This is a genomic window from Streptomyces sp. NPDC001056 (assembly GCF_053598955.1).
The window spans coordinates 13651-28770 of sequence record NZ_JBSFLI010000040.1 but is presented as its reverse complement, the minus strand read 5'-3'; the positions used below and the strand labels follow the sequence as shown (position 1 = coordinate 28770).

Annotated in this window: 9 protein-coding genes; 4 read left to right on the top strand and 5 right to left on the bottom strand. The window is 69.5% G+C overall.

Going from position 1 to position 15120, the window contains the following annotated elements:
• Window position 1: 1 nt before the first annotated feature.
• Window positions 2-409: a hypothetical protein gene (locus tag ACWDD7_RS32470; RefSeq protein WP_450460022.1), complete on the bottom strand. Its 408-nt coding sequence runs from the start codon at window positions 407-409 to the stop codon at window positions 2-4.
• 181 nt (window positions 410-590) lie between these two features.
• Between ACWDD7_RS32470 and ACWDD7_RS32465 the strand changes: the two genes are divergently transcribed.
• The gene (locus ACWDD7_RS32465; protein WP_450460021.1) at window positions 591-3206 is read left to right on the top strand and encodes a DUF6185 family protein; all 2616 of its coding nucleotides are present in this window, start codon (window positions 591-593) and stop codon (window positions 3204-3206) included.
• A gap of 88 nt (window positions 3207-3294) precedes the next feature.
• Here ACWDD7_RS32465 and ACWDD7_RS32460 read toward each other — a convergent pair whose 3' ends face one another.
• The gene (locus ACWDD7_RS32460; RefSeq protein WP_450460020.1) at window positions 3295-5232 is read right to left on the bottom strand and encodes an amylo-alpha-1,6-glucosidase; all 1938 of its coding nucleotides are present in this window, start codon (window positions 5230-5232) and stop codon (window positions 3295-3297) included.
• Window positions 5233-5338: 106 nt separating this feature from the next.
• Window positions 5339-6694, bottom strand: a complete 1356-nt coding sequence (locus ACWDD7_RS32455) for an MGH1-like glycoside hydrolase domain-containing protein (protein ID WP_450460019.1) — start codon at window positions 6692-6694, stop codon at window positions 5339-5341.
• Window positions 6695-6828: 134 nt separating this feature from the next.
• Between ACWDD7_RS32455 and ACWDD7_RS32450 the strand changes: the two genes are divergently transcribed.
• Window positions 6829-8058, top strand: a complete 1230-nt coding sequence (locus ACWDD7_RS32450; protein ID WP_450460018.1) for an ROK family protein — start codon at window positions 6829-6831, stop codon at window positions 8056-8058.
• A gap of 451 nt (window positions 8059-8509) precedes the next feature.
• Window positions 8510-11230, top strand: coding sequence for a pyruvate, phosphate dikinase (ppdK, locus tag ACWDD7_RS32445; protein WP_392212611.1), 2721 nt, complete (start codon window positions 8510-8512; stop codon window positions 11228-11230).
• Between the two features lie 1541 nt (window positions 11231-12771).
• Here the strand turns inward: ppdK and ACWDD7_RS32440 are convergent.
• The gene (locus ACWDD7_RS32440; protein ID WP_450460017.1) at window positions 12772-13437 is read right to left on the bottom strand and encodes a YdcF family protein; all 666 of its coding nucleotides are present in this window, start codon (window positions 13435-13437) and stop codon (window positions 12772-12774) included.
• The gene (locus tag ACWDD7_RS32435; protein ID WP_450460016.1) at window positions 13434-14240 is read right to left on the bottom strand and encodes a GntR family transcriptional regulator; all 807 of its coding nucleotides are present in this window, start codon (window positions 14238-14240) and stop codon (window positions 13434-13436) included. Before ACWDD7_RS32435 ends, ACWDD7_RS32440 begins: the two co-directional genes overlap by 4 nt.
• A gap of 383 nt (window positions 14241-14623) precedes the next feature.
• Between ACWDD7_RS32435 and ACWDD7_RS32430 the strand changes: the two genes are divergently transcribed.
• The gene (locus tag ACWDD7_RS32430) at window positions 14624-15076 is read left to right on the top strand and encodes a protein kilB (protein ID WP_450460015.1); all 453 of its coding nucleotides are present in this window, start codon (window positions 14624-14626) and stop codon (window positions 15074-15076) included.
• Window positions 15077-15120: the final 44 nt, after the last annotated feature.

The window sequence follows — 15120 nt, the reverse complement described above, 5'->3', positions numbered from 1 at the left end:
CTCAACGGCTGTCCCGGCCGCCCTCGCGGTCGGAACCCGGACACAGGTCGAGCGGCGTGCACAGCTGGATCACCTGGTAGGAACCCTTCTCCAGCTCCGAGCGGCGATCGCCGTCGCCGTGCGGCAGGAACCGCCACTGCGACGCCTTGGTGTGGGGCGTTTCGCCGGCCTTCTCCACGTGGGTGTGCAGCGTGCGGGCCGCGGGGTCGTTCGTCTCCACGAGGACCTCGTCGTCGGCGAGGGGGAAATGATCGTGCAGCAGGCACAGGCCGAAGCGATCGAGGTTGCCGTACTTCTCCAGCACCGCCACCAGTTCCCGGACGAACTCGGCGTCTTCGGGCCCCAGCCCTTCGGCTCTTTCGAACCGGGGAAGCGGGCTTCTGGGTGCGGGTGTCCGGGTTCCGGTCATGACCCCTCCGTCGGATATCTGACGGTCGTTTCGTCCAGTCTCCGTCACTGCTCGGGGCCCCGCAATTTCCACAACTTCCGCCGAAGGAGTGGGCCGTTCCTCCCGGCACGTGTGTCTGTGCATGACATTGCGACACCGCGAATACATTCCAGCGGAAGGCTGAGGAAGAGGTGTCGGCGCGATGGCCAAGACCCGGTGGTGGCGGCTGCTGATGTGTCTCGTCGCAGCCGTGTCGTGGTGGGGGTGCCCTGCCGCGGCAGCGCGGCAGTTGACAGATGACCCCTGCTGGATGAGCCGACTCGATGTCGACGAAGCCGATGCCACGATCCGGTTGGATCAGCACGGGAGGGACTACAACGTCGAAGTGCGTTCGCACGTGAAAGTCGTGATGTCCGCAGGAAAGTGGCCCCTGACAAGGCATCTGACGTTCAGGAATGATTCCGCCGACTATCGGACGGCCATGCGCTGCCTGTTGCGGGGGAATGGAGACGACAAGCTCAACCAGAATGAATGGCGCTCGGGGGGTCCTCAGGTGAGCGCGCAGGGGGACAAGGTGACGGTGGAGTACGACGCGTACGGCTGGATCAGGAACTACGACACCGTCCGGATCGGCCCGTGGAAGATTCAGCACACCGAGCGGAGGAACTGGGAGATCACCCTCCGCCCGCAGACGCTACAGAGCATCGTCTGGAACAAGGTGACCGCGGAGCTGGGCGGCCTGAAGTTCGCCGACTTGTCGGAGCAGGCGACGTCGGTCGGCGCGAACCGACTGGAGTGGGACCGTCAACCGCCGGACAATGTCAGGATCGGGGTCGTACTGCCCTGGCAGCGTTCCTTCCAGTTGAGCTACGCCGAGTCGTTCTGGCGTTTCGTGAGTGTCGGGGCGTGGTGGGTGTGCGCCTCGTTCGTGATCGTCCTGGCCGCGCTCCGGGCCCGGCCGCCCGGTCCGGTGCCCCCAGCGGGATCCAAGGAGTCAACGCTGAAGTGGATGTCGTGGCGGGCCGACCGCACCGGTGGGAGGCTCGGCGAGAACCCGGCACAGGCGGTTCTTCAGTGGGCTCTGCTCAGCGTGGCCATCGCCATGGCCCTGAACCTGCACGCCTTGTGGCTCGCGAAGTTGCCCCGCTGGCGCGCCCTTGCTTGTATCGCCGCGGGAGTGGCCCTTGTCCTCGCCGCTCGTCCCTGGAGCCGCGGCGCGTTCTTCACCGCGCCGGACGCGAATTCCGGCGACTCCAGCGACTCCCGGGGGGTCCAACGCCGCCAGGTCCGCACGGTCGTCGTCGTCTGCGGTGCGGTGGCCGCGACCGGCATGCTGGTGGTCCTGGCTCCGCGACTGTTCGGTCTGCCGTCCGGGCTGGCCTCTCGTGAGATGCCGAGCGCCGCCGCCGCGACCGGGCTGGTGCTGATGGACCTGGTGGCCCTGTGGTTGTGGCTGGCCGCGATGGCTGCCTGGGCGTGGCGCTTCGCCCGGGAAGGGGGACTCGTCTCTGGGGCCTGGGCCGACAAGTGGGACCGCGAACCGGTTAACTGTGTCGCCGCAGTCACATTCCTGCTGCTCATGGTTGCCGCTGCCCTGATCGGCTGTTGTCGGCAGGCGCTGGAACGTCAGTGGGACCGCGACACGTGGCTCGCATCTCCGAAGGTGCTCGCACAGCATGGAGCCGAAGTCAGCAGGACCCTGGCGAATGCCTACTTCACCGACCTCGTGTGGCTCTTCGCGCGTAGCTGGGTCCTGACGTGTATCGCGCTCCTCTCCCTGCTGCACTTCCGGGTCAGGGTTCAACAGGAACAGCGCGTGAGTCTCGGAAAAGGGATCCCCGTCGGGCCGGAAGGACCGGATCTCTTTCTGACGGTGGTGATCTTCTCTTTCTTCGTGAGTATCAGGGGGACGAAGATCTCGGGCGTCCCGGGCTCCCAGTACGCCATCTGGTTCCTTATGGGTGTCTTCTCTCTCTACCTCGTTCTTTCCGTCGGGCGGCGACGGTCGGTGATGGGTCAGCTGGGCGATTTCTGCGAGCGGCGACTGGGCACCGAGAGGCGCCGCCAGGAGTTGTTGAGGAGATCCCATCGATACCGCACTCTGAATCGTCAGCTCTACTTGGTGGATCAGGGACGCGGCGGCGACGCGGACCGCGATGAACTGGAGAAGGAGCTGCACAAACTGCGCCAGTGGCTGGTGTCCGGATGCGGCACGCGGAGGCCGCCGGATCAGATCTCCGTGCTGGACGTCGCCCTCGCCTGGGGTCCGGAGGACCACTGGTGGTCCAACGCATTGCGTACCGCACGCCTGGCCTTCTGTTTCGGTATTCCGGCCACTGCCGCCTTCATTTACCTTGACCTGAAGGAACCCTGGGAGTGGACGAGCCTCTTTCACGACCCCACGGGGTTTCCGGACATCGTGGCGAAGGCGGCTCTGTACCAGATGGCCTGGGCCGGAGCCGGCTTCGTCCTCGGCGCGCTGTGGCGCCTGTTGCCCGGACGCCGCAGTCCAGGGCGTGCGGCGAGCCTGACCATCGCCTACGCCGTCCCCGTGTCCATGGCGGCCCTGCTCGACCTCGTCACGGACGCGGATGTCGGCTACGTCTTCCTGTACCTGTTGGCCCTGCTCACCATCCTGACGCTCACCAGTATCTGGACGGACATGGCGACCTTCCGGGAGGAGCGGCAGCTCTGGCCCAGCCGTCCCGCCCTCCTGCTGTCGGTCTACCAACTGCGCGGCGTCTCCGGGCAGCTCGCCTCGCTTCTCGCCCAGGTGTCGACCGCCGTGACGATCTGGTACCAACTGGCACACGGTTGAGCCCCCGTCCCGCGTCGTGAGGCGGATGAGCCGTTCGTGGCGACAAGCAGGCGCCGGGGTGCGCGAGGTGCACGACCGCCGCCGCGCGCTACGCGCCCCCCACCGCCGTCAGCAACGCCAGGGGAGCCGCCGCCGAGCGTGATTCGAGGGTGCACGTGTGGGGACAGGGGACCGGCTCGGGGTGGGTGCTGCGGGGGTAGCCGGCGAGGACCTCGGGGAGGCGGTGGGAGGTGGAGAGGGAGGCGGTGAGAAGGGCGTGGGCGATGGCGCGGGACTCGTCGTGCAGGCCGTAGCGGGAGAGGCCGAGGGCGAGGAGGGCGTTGTCGTGGGGCCAGATGGAGCCGCGGTGGGGGGAGAGGGGGTGGTAGGCGGGCTGGCCGGAGGCGAGGGTGCGCACGCCCCAGCCGGAGAAGAAGTCGGGTTCCAGCAGGCGGCGGCCCACCACCTCGCCGTACTCCTTGTCCAGGAGTCCGGTCCACAGCAGGTGCCCCGCGTCCGAGGCCAGCGCGTCGACCCGGCGGCCCTCGCTGTCCAGGGCCAGCGCCGGGAAGGACGCGTCCGGCATCCAGAAGTCCCGCTGGAAGCGGTCCCGCAGGTCGGCGGCCGCCTGCTCCAGGAGTGCGGCATAGGTCTCGTCGGCCCACACCGTGCGCGCCACCCACGCCGTGCGCCGCAGCGCGTCGTACGCGTAGCCCTGCGCGCCCGCCGCCATCACCGGCCCGCTCGGCCGCGTACCGTCGGCCCGGCAGATCGCGCCGGGGGAGTCCTTCCAGTTCTGGTTGGCGAGGCCGCCCTCGTCGGCGCGGTAGACGAGGTAGCCGCGCGAGGCCAGCCCGCCGTGGTCCAGCATCCAGCCGACGGCGGCCCGGGCGTGCGGTTCGAGGCGGCGGGCCGGCGCCAGGTCACCGGTCCGCTCGGTGTACGCGCCGAGCAGGACGAGGAAGAGCGGGGTCGCGTCGACCGAGCCGTAGTAACGCGCGTACGGTACCTGCCCGAAGTGGGCCAGCTCCCCGTGCCGTACCTCGTGCACGATCTTGCCCGGCTCGGCGCCCTGTCCCCGGCCCCCGCCGGTCGCCTGGGTCGCGGCCAGCGCCAGCAGCGTCGCGGCCGCCGAGCGCGGCCGGTACGGGAGCGCGAACAGGGAGGTGAGCAGGGCGTCCCGGGCGAGCAGCGTCAGGTACCAGGGGGCTCCCCCGGCCGGTACCCGCAGCTCCTCGCCGTCCGGCCCGGTGGCCGGGATCTGGAGCGCCGCCAGGTCGGTGAGGCCCCGCGCGCAGGCCGCCGCCAGCTCCGGCCACCCGGTCGGGAAGGCCACGCCCTCCACGAACTCGGCCTCCTGCGCGTCGAGCTGGGCTTCCACGGCAGCAGGGTCCCGGGGCACCCGCAGCGCCCGCCTGTCCCCGTGCGGCCGCGCCATCACCCGCAGGACCAGTTCCCGCGTGCCGTGTGCCGGCAGCTCCAGCGTCCACACCAGGCGGCGTGCGCCCGTGCCCGTCTCCTCCACCGCGTCCGGCGCCGGGTCCGCCGTGATCGTCGTACACGAACGCCATTCCGCGCGCCGGTACGTGAACTCGATCCCGTCGTCCATCACGATCCGGGAGCGCAGGGCGCCCGCCTTCACGTACGTGCGATGGTCCGGGCGCAGCTCGAACTGGTCGGCGAAGTCCGCGTCCGCGGTGATCGCCAGCCGGATCGTCGTCGGCGCCGGGCGATTGCTCGTCACCCGTACCGTCTCCACGAACGAGCTGTCCCCGACCGCCTGTTCACGGAAGAGCGTGTGGGCGGGCGGCTCCGGACGGGCGCCGCGCGGCACGAGGACGCAGCGCGCGGTGGCGCCGTCCGCGACCGGCGTGAGCACCTCGGGCACCGCCCCGTCCACGGTGAGCTGCCAGCGGCTGAGATGCCGGGCGTCGCGCACGAACAACCCGTCCGGGGAGCCGCCGCCCCGGACCCCGCTGATGTCGCCCCGATCGCCCACGGCGGCGAACGTCGCGCCGTGCACGAGCAGATGATGCCGGTCGGTCATCCCCGGTCCCTTCCCTCGTCACTCCTGTCGAACGTGCCGGTGCCCGCCTCGGACACGCCTCGCGACGGGCGCTTGAGCTCTTTATGCAGGTCGCTTGAGAAGCCCTTTATGCGGGCCGGTCGAGCGGTTCTTGGTGCAGGTCGAGCGCGAGCGCGGCGGTCCAGCCGAAGCCGGTCGCGCCGCACGCCTCGCCCGTGTACGGATCGACGTACTCCGCGAAGTCGGTCGCCTCGGCCAGTTCCAGCACCGCCGACCGCAGCGTGTCGGCCGGCGCCCGCTCGCCGTGCAGCCGCAGCCCCCGCTCCACCAGCCAACTGATGTTGAACCAGGCCGGACCCCGCCAGTACCGGTGGGGATCGAAGGCCTCGCCGAGCAGGTCGTAACTGGGCACGAGCCGGGTCGCGCCGCCGAGCCCGAAGTGGGGGCCGGCCAGGGTGCGCACCAGCGTGGTGACCAGCTCGCGGGGGAGCGTGGGGAGCAGGAGGGGGACGAGGCCGGTGACGCCCCGCTCGGGGATCAGCCCGCCGCCCCGTACGTCCCGGCACAGGAACATCCCGGACTCCGGGCTCCACAACCGCTTCACCAGCGCCGACGTCAGCCGCTCGGCCCGCGAGCGCCGGGCGGCGGCGCGGGCGCCCAACTCGGCGGCGATCTGGGCGAGGGCGTGCTCGGAGGCGATGAGGAGGGCGTTGAACGACGGGTCCTCCACCGCGAACTCCCCCTGCCCGTCGGCGTACCGGGCGTCCCGGTAGTCCACGGCCAGGCGCACGTACCGCCCGTAGTCCAGATCCGTCGGCCGGTCCTCGGGCGCGCCGTGGTCCAGGTCGGCGCGCCGGAAGGAGCGGGTCGGCGCCGGGGTGATCCGCGCGAGCGGCATGTCCCAGCAGGGGCTGTTGTCCATCCCCTGCTCCCAGGGGTGGACGACGGACACCAGACCGCCGCCGCCCAGGTCCCGGCACCGCAGCAGATAGCGGTGCCAGGCGGCCAGCCTCGGATACACGCGGGCCAGGAAGCCCCGGGCGTGCGAGAGTCCGGGGTCCGCGCGGTGCACCAGCCAGGCCGCCAGTGCGTGTACCGGTGGCTGCACGATGCCCGACGTCTGTACGGTGCGCGGAGCGCCCGCCGGGTGTCCGGCGGTGCTGGAGCGCCAGAAGTCGGGGCCGGGGAAGTAGGCGCCGAGCGGGACGGAGGGGTTGAAGACGATGTGCGGCACACGCCCGTCCGCCCACTGGGCCGCCAGCAGCGTCTCCAGCTCGGTCTGGGCGCGCAGCGGCGAGACGTGCCGCAGCCCGATCGCGATGAACGCCGAGTCCCAGGACCACTGGTGGGGATACAGGCTCCGGGAGGGGACCGTGGAGCCGCCCGTCCAGTTGGCGTCCAGCACCCGCGCGGCCCTCACACGCAGGGCGGACGGGGTGTCGTACGGCGTTGCGTGGGCGGTGAGTTGGGCGGTGCGGTCCACTCGCGGCTCCCCCGGGGCGACGACGTCCGGACGGACGGCCGACGGGGTTCGGCCCCGACCGCCGTAGAGTTACGTCTATTTAACACGCAAAACCCAGTATGTAATGCACGCTTGGGAAACACAAGGGGGTGCGCATGACCGGACGTCCGGGGAGGAACGGAATGAACTCCAGGAGCGGCAGTCAGGCAGGCGCCGGGGACCTGCTCGAACTGGTGCGCAGCGGACGGGCGGTGACGCGCGGCGCGCTCCAGCAGGCGACCGGGCTGTCCCGGGCGACCGTGGGCCAGCGCCTGGACCGGCTGTTCCGGGCCGGCTGGCTGCGCGAGGGCGCCGGCGGTCCGGTCGAGTCCCCGCTCGGCGGACGCCCCTCCATCACCCTGGAGTTCGACGGCTCCCACGCGGTCGTCCTCGCGGCCGACCTCGACACCCGGCATGCGCGCGCCGCCGTGCTCTCCCTGACCGGCGAGATCCTGGCCGAGCACTCCGGCACCCTGGTGATCGAGGAGGGCCCGGCGCCGGTGCTGGCCGAACTCGGGTGCTGGTTCGGGGAGTTGCTGGAAAAGGCCGGACAGCGGCCGGACGAGGTGTGCGGCGTCGGGCTCGCGGTGCCCGGCCCGGTGGACACGGCGACCGGCCGGGTGGTGCAGCCCCCGATGATGCCCGGCTGGGACGGCTACGACATAACGGACCGCCTCTCCCGCGCCCTCACCGAACACACCGGGGCGCCGCCGGTCCCGGTCCTGGTGGACAACGACGCCAACCTCATGGCGTACGGCGAACAGCGCGCGGGCCATCCCGACTGCGCCGCCTTCGTCCTGGTGAAGGTGTCCACGGGCATCGGCGCGGGTGTCGTCGTCGACGGCTCCATATACCGGGGGATCGACGGCGGCGCGGGCGACATCGGGCACATCCGGGTGGGCGCGGACGCGCTGTGCCGCTGCGGCTCGTACGGCTGTCTCGCCGCCGTCGCGAGCGGCGGCGCCGTGGCCCGGCGGCTGGCGGCCTCCGGGGTGCCGGCCGCCTCCGGCTCGGACGTACGGGACCTGCTGGCGGCGGGGCACCCGGAGGCGGCGGCGCTGGCCCGGGAGGCCGGGCGCCGGGTCGGGGACGTCCTGGCGACCGTCGTCACGCTGCTCAACCCCGGGGTGCTGATGATCGCGGGAGATCTGGCCGGAACACCCTTCCTCACCGGCGTACGGGAGCTGCTGTACCAGCGGGCGCTGCCGCGTTCCACGGCCCACCTGGACGTGGTCACCTCCCGGCTCGGGGAACGGGCGGCGCTCATCGGAGCGGGGGCGCTGGTCGTGGAGCATCTGTACGCGCCGGAGCGGGTCGAGGAGCGGCTGCGGGCCCTGGGTGTGTGACGATGGCGCGACATCCGCTTTGCTCCGGTACGTCCGGCGGCAGGGTCGTCCGCGCGGCGATCCGCCGGAGGTCCGGATGGTGAAATCCGGGGCGCTGTGAGAGCGTGATTCTCGCCACCCCTGATAAGGGTTGCGCTCAAATGAGCGGATGGTGGCCCGGATGCACTTCTCCAAAGGGTGGCACTGGGTGCCACCCTTTGATCGTTCATCGATCGAACTCAATCGTCGCCGTTGGCGCTCACATGAGCGAAAAACCCCCTCTCTCGGGGGGTTTGCGTTCAAGAAATGAACACATAATCGCGCTGCGCCTTGCCAAGCTTTGACTTTCGATCCGCTGGCGGACGGGTGGTTACATGCACATGACCCGCAAGTGGACGTACCCATGAGCCTTCGATCTGGGTATGTTCCTCGCCGTCAGGGCAGCCACCGTGGCCTCAAGGAGTCGAGTCCCGTGTCGGAAAACAAAGCACCCCACGTAGCGAAGTTCGTTTACGACTTCACCGAGGGAAACAAGGACCTCAAAGACCTCCTCGGTGGCAAGGGCGCGAACCTCGCCGAGATGACCAACCTGGGTCTCCCGGTTCCTCCCGGTTTCACCATCACCACGGAGGCCTGCAAGGTCTACCTGGAGAGCGGCGAGGAGCCGGCGGCACTGCGTGACGAGGTGAGTGCGCACCTCGACGCCCTGGAGTCCCGGATGGGCAAGAAGCTCGGCCAGGCGGACGACCCGCTGCTGGTGTCGGTGCGCTCGGGCGCCAAGTTCTCCATGCCCGGCATGATGGACACGGTCCTCAACATCGGCCTGTCGGACAAGTCGGTCCAGGGCCTGGCCAAGCAGGCCGGCGACGAGCGCTTCGCCTGGGACTCCTACCGCCGCCTCATCCAGATGTTCGGCAAGACGGTCCTCGGCGTCGAGGGCGACCTCTTCGAGGAGGCCCTGGACAAGGCCAAGGACGCCAAGAAGGTCAAGGTCGACACCGACCTGGAGGCCGCCGACCTGAAGAAGCTGGTCACCGCCTTCAAGAAGATCGTCAAGAAGGAGGCCGGCCGGGACTTCCCGCAGGACCCGCGGGAGCAGATGGACCTCGCCATCAAGGCGGTGTTCGAGTCCTGGAACGGCGACCGCGCCAAGCTCTACCGCCGCCAGGAGCGCATCCCGCACGACCTCGGCACGGCGGTCAACGTCTGCTCGATGGTCTTCGGCAACCTCGGTCCGGACTCCGGCACCGGCGTCGCCTTCACCCGCGACCCCGCCTCCGGCCACCAGGGCGTCTACGGCGACTACCTCCAGAACGCCCAGGGCGAGGACGTGGTGGCGGGCATCCGCAACACCGTCCCGCTGGCGGAGCTGGAGCAGATCGACAAGAAGTCGTACGACCAGCTCATGCGGATCATGGAGACGCTGGAGAACCACTACAAGGACCTGTGCGACATCGAGTTCACGATCGAGCGCGGCCAGCTGTGGATGCTCCAGACCCGGGTCGGCAAGCGCACCGCGGGCGCCGCGTTCCGCATCGCCACCCAGCTGGTCGACCAGGGCCTGATCGACGAGACCGAGGCGCTCCAGCGCGTCACCGGCGCCCAGCTGGCCCAGCTGATGTTCCCGCGCTTCGACGAGGGCGCGAAGGTCGAGCAGGTCGGCCGCGGCATCGCGGCGTCGCCGGGCGCGGCGGTCGGCAAGGCGGTCTTCGACTCGTACACGGCCGTCAAGTGGTCGCGCTCGGGTGAGAAGGTCATCCTGGTCCGCCGGGAGACCAACCCCGACGACCTCGACGGCATGATCGCGGCCGAGGGCATCCTGACCTCGCGCGGCGGCAAGACCTCCCACGCGGCCGTGGTCGCGCGCGGCATGGGCAAGACCTGTGTCTGCGGCGCGGAGGAGCTGGAGGTCGACACCAAGCGGCGCCGTATGACGGTCCCCGGCGGCCATGTGGTCGAGGAGGGCGACGTCATCTCCATCGACGGCTCCACGGGCAAGGTCTACCTGGGCGAGGTCCCGGTGGTCCCCTCGCCGGTCGTGGAGTACTTCGAGGGCCGGATGCACCCGGGCGCGGACGACGCCGACGAGCTGGTCGAGGCCGTGCACCGGATGATGGCCTTCGCCGACCGCAAGCGCCGGCTGCGGGTGCGGGCCAACGCGGACAACGCCGAGGACGCGCTGCGCGCCCGTCGCTTCGGCGCCCAGGGCATCGGCCTGTGCCGCACCGAGCACATGTTCCTCGGTGAGCGCCGCGAGATGGTCGAGAAGCTGATCCTCGCGGACACCGAGGAGGAGCGCGAGGCGGCCCTGACCGAGCTGCTGCCGCTGCAGAAGAAGGACTTCGTCGAGCTGTTCGAGGCGATGGACGGCCTGCCGGTCACCATCCGCCTCCTCGACCCGCCGCTGCACGAGTTCCTGCCCGACATCACGGAACTCTCCGTCCGCGTGGCCCTCGCCGAGTCCCGCCAGGAGCCGCACGAGAACGACCTGCGCCTGCTCCAGGCCGTGCACCGGCTGCACGAGCAGAACCCGATGCTGGGCCTGCGCGGCGTGCGCCTCGGCCTGGTCATCCCCGGCCTGTTCTCGATGCAGGTCCGCGCGATCGCCGAGGCGGCCGCGGAGCGCAAGGCGGCCAAGGGCGACCCGCGCGCCGAGGTCATGATCCCGCTCGTGGGCACGGTCCAGGAGCTGGAGATCGTCCGCGACGAGGCCGACAAGGTCATCGCGGAGGTGCAGGCGGCGACGGGCACCGAGCTGAAGCTGGCGATCGGCACGATGATCGAGCTGCCGCGCGCCGCGCTGACCGCCGGCCAGATCGCGGAGGCGGCGGAGTTCTTCTCCTTCGGCACCAACGACCTCACGCAGACGGTCTGGGGCTTCAGCCGGGACGACGTGGAGGCCTCCTTCTTCACGGCCTACCTGGAGAAGGGCATCTTCGGTGTGTCGCCCTTCGAGACGATCGACAAGGACGGCGTGGGCTCCCTGGTGAAGGCCGCGGCGGAGGCCGGCCGGCGCACCCGCCCCGACCTCAAGCTCGGCGTCTGCGGCGAGCACGGCGGCGACCCGGAGTCCGTCCACTTCTTCCACGAGGCCGGACTCGACTACGTCTCCTGCTCCCCGTTCCGTATCCCGGTCGCCCGCCTCGAAGCGGGCCGGGCGGCGACCCAGTCCGCGGGCAGCGACCACCGCTGACCCCTGCCGCGGTCCGTATCCCGGGTCCGCCGTCGGTCCCCGACCCTCATCCGATCGACGGCGGACCCGGCGCACGAAAGAGAGGCGGCACCCTGTGCGGAGGTGCCGCCTCTCGGCGCATCATCTGCGGAAAGTGTCAAGTCAAGCCGCTGACCAGGCTGAACGGCGTTTGTCGGCGTTGATTGCCGTTGAGTTTGGCTGGAGCTGTTGTGCCCTCGATGTGCCCTCCGCGTGGCTAAGCCCCGTCACGTGCCGTCACCGCAGGGCCCGGGGGCTGATTGAAGCTGAGCTCCTACGCATTGCGAGTTGGCCGACCTCGGTCGGAGGCGTCGGTTCTACAGGATTGCCCGTCGTTGCCGCGCGGGCTGTGCACCTCAAGTACTTCGGCGAGACAGGCAATGTGCCGGACCGCGAGCCGGACAGCATGCTCCGTGACACCAACGAGGCCCTGCGCGAGATCAAGGCGATCACTAAACGGTTGGCGCAATTAAGACCGACGTGAAGCATGACGACAGGAGCGCCAAGTCTTCTAGGGGCGGCAGCGCCATGACGGCCTCGGCAGGACGGAGAATCGGCGTCAAGTTCAATGGCGACGAGAACCACCCGGACTTGTCGAACTGCGCCGTAACGGTCTGGCCTGCAGCATCCCGCAACAAGCCGGGGGCTGCACCAACTGCGCAGTGGCTGGCCCTGGCGGAGCGATCCACCACCCAAGGTAACGATTCGCTAACGACAGTGACCTGTCCCGCCGCAAGCAGTGACTCGACCGTCCAAAAGCAGTGACTTGACCCTCCGGAGTCACTGATTGCCCTTCGGCTCAGCCGAGCGTGTCAGTTCCGTGCCTCAGAATGGTCGACGCGGCCACGGCCCCCGGCAATGACGGCGGTCACCTGGTCCTAACGCAGGGCTTGGGCCTCTCCGGAAACGGTGACGGCCCCCTGGTCCTACGCAGGAGGCCGCCAACACCGTTAGGAACGCCAACCGAAGGAGGTCGACATTCCCAGCACTGAGAAGTGTAGGCACCGCCACTGTCGGCGACCCACACACAAGATCACTCGTACTGCCCGGGGAGCCCGAAGGATAGGTGCCCAGCTTGCGGAACACCGTGCACGGCGCCATTTCCGCCGGCTCTTGAGTTCTGCCTCGGAAGAGATCATGCGGGCGGGAGTGAAAGCCAGCATGAGTGGAGCAGCGGCCTTGGCTTTCTATTGGTGGCACCACCACCGCTAAGGCACGCCGGTGGTGGGCTGTCGATGATCGGGCGGTTATGCGTTCCTTCGGCAACTCACCACCTTCGCCGTGTCAAGCTTCGTGGTGGGCGTTGACCTTGGCGCGTAGGCCGCTGCGCCCATGCATGTGCGAGCTCCGAGCTTGGGCATGGTGGTACCGGTGTCGCAGATCGAATTCCGTGACCTGCGACCGCAGGTTCGGATGGTGGTCGTCGTCATCGGTCGTCCCCGGCCGCCCTCGGACGGCCCACAGACGGCCCGGCCTCCGGGGAGTCATCCCAGGTGGCACGGCCGAGACCGTGCCACACCGGGTCAGTCTCGCGTGGCAGCGTCCGGGACGAGTCGGCTCGTGAAGCCTGCATCACGCAGCCGCTCGTATGCTGCGGTCACGCCATCGGGGATGTGCTGCTCGATCATGAATCCTTGTTGCGGGTAGATCATGAGCCGCTGCTGAGCACCCACCAACATGTCGATCACTAGGCGCGCGTCCTGGATCGACTCGACGTACTCAGTCAACGTCATGGGCGTGGACGCACTGACCCACTCGACTCCGGGCCACAGTTTGCGAGCCGTCGCATAGGCCCGCCGTTCCTCGTAGGGCTTGCTGACCAGCAGGACCGATGACACCGGGACGTGCCGCTCTTCAAGAAGCACACGAGAGAAGCGGATGTTCTCCCCGGTGTTCCGGGCCCGCGGTTCAACCAGGATCACCTCTGGAGGAACGCCCAGCTCCACCGCCCGTTGACGGTAGTGCTCCGCCTCACCTCGCGGCATGCGGTCACGAGTCGTGCGGCTGGTCGCCCCCGTGAACACGATCAGCGGGGCCATGCCGCGGCGGTAGAGGTCGGCGGTCGTGTCCGCCACCCCGAGATCATGGCTTCCGAGTCCAATCGCGACAGAGCACGGGCGCACTTCATGGCCCATCTGCTGGAAGTCCCAAAGCCGCTGGGCATCCGCCCATGCCTGCGCCGAGATCACTTACCCTCGCCCTCCGTCTCCGTCTCCGTCTTCGCCGAGTCGGGCACCTTGAAGTCGTAGCTCCACGCGAAGCGCGTTGCCGCGTGGACGCCGATCGCGAACTCCACCACGGTCCCGTCTGCGGTGTAGGTGGTCCGGTGCAGTTCCACCACCCATTCGCCCGGCGCGAGCTGAAGGAGCTGGGATTCCTCCGCGGTGGGGATGCGCGCAAACAGCGTCTCTCGCATGTGATCGATCTCGTACCCGGCGTCGTAAAGGACGCGGAACCCACCGCCACGCCCGGCAGGCCCAGGGGCAGGGTCGACAATGCGCGTACCTTCAACGTGCTCGGGACGGTAGTAGCTGGTCAGCGTATGGGTCGGCTGTGAACCCTCCTTGACCAGACGCGCACGGGCGTAGACGTCCGCACCTTCCGGCAGGCCATGTGCTTCGGCGACCGCGGCCGGCGCCTTCACGCGACTGACGGTCTGTGTCTGCTCGTTCCGCTTGTACGTACGTCCGGACGCCACGCGGTCCGCGATGAACGCGACTTCATCTCCATCCCGCCACTTGGCCTTGTCGTACCGCGCGATGCCGAGCCGCTTGAGGGGTGCTCGCTGACGGACGACGGTGCCGTGTCCGCGCGATGACGTGACCAGCCCCTCTGCTTCCAGCGCCTTGTACGCCGCGTGAACCGTGGATTTCGACCCTTCGCCCGCGTCCACCAGCTCCCTGATCTGCGGCAGCTGGTCGCCCGGCGCGTAGTCACCAGCCCTGATCTTCTCGGCTAGCCGGTCCGCGAGCTCCCGCCACTTGGGCGCCATGTAGCCCTCCTCTCGACAGCACCAGTGAAGCACAGTCCCAGGACTGTTGACAGTCCCGGGACTGTGCGTCATTCTCTTGCTCAGCGGTTCGCAGTCCTAGGACAGCGGACGGAAGGGCCTTCGTTGGCCTGCGCTGAAGCGCCCGGTGGGTCCCGTGGCAACGGGAGCCGCTCTGAGCAAGGGCTACCGCGCTCACCGGGGAGTGGTCGTTGTTTGAGAACTGCATAGGTGGGCCCCGTCTCCCCGAGTTGAAAAGGCGGACCGTGCGGCTACGCCGCACATCGACCTTCGCGGCGTGGCCGCGGCCGGTTGCCTCCGTTGCTCGACTCGTACGAGCAGCGCTGAGGGGAGCCGGAGAGTCCGGCCCCGAGAGGGGGAGTTCGATGGAGATCGCCGCCGCGGTTGTCGCGGTCGTCGGCACCGTGCTGGGTGCCGGCGTCGTCGGTGTCCAGCAGTACTACACGGCCCGCACCCAGCGTCGGCAGACGCTGCGCGACCGGGCGCTGACGGCCCTGTCCGAGCTGAGCACCGCGCTCGCGGACCACCGCCGTGCGATGTGGGTCCGCGAGGAACTGCGCCTGTCCGGTGCGGCCCCGGCCGACGTCGCCGCCGCCCGTGAGGCGAGCCACCTCACCCGGTCCGCTATCACCGCCCCGCAGATCGCCTTGACAGTGCTGCTCCCGCAGCTCCGCCTCAACGTGAACAACGCGGTGCGGGCCACGTACGACATGCGCGGCGCCGGGAGCACGGAGGTGCTGGCGTCGCGGCGTGAGTCGGCCATCTCTGCGGCCGACAGCCTCGCCGCCTCGGCGGCCTACCTGCTGTCCCGCCCCTGATCCGCTCCCACAAACGGCCGCACCCCCCGGAGGGCAATCCGGGG

Coding starts and splice junctions, on each gene's coding strand:
- ACWDD7_RS32465 (WP_450460021.1), top strand. CDS start 591: ATGGCCAAGACCCGGTGGTGGCGGCTGCTGATGTGTCTCGTCGCAGCC.
- ACWDD7_RS32450 (WP_450460018.1), top strand. CDS start 6,829: ATGACCGGACGTCCGGGGAGGAACGGAATGAACTCCAGGAGCGGCAGT.
- ACWDD7_RS32435 (WP_450460016.1), bottom strand. CDS start 14,240: ATGGCGCCCAAGTGGCGGGAGCTCGCGGACCGGCTAGCCGAGAAGATC.
- ACWDD7_RS32460 (WP_450460020.1), bottom strand. CDS start 5,232: ATGACCGACCGGCATCATCTGCTCGTGCACGGCGCGACGTTCGCCGCC.
- ACWDD7_RS32470 (WP_450460022.1), bottom strand. CDS start 409: ATGACCGGAACCCGGACACCCGCACCCAGAAGCCCGCTTCCCCGGTTC.
- ACWDD7_RS32430 (WP_450460015.1), top strand. CDS start 14,624: ATGGAGATCGCCGCCGCGGTTGTCGCGGTCGTCGGCACCGTGCTGGGT.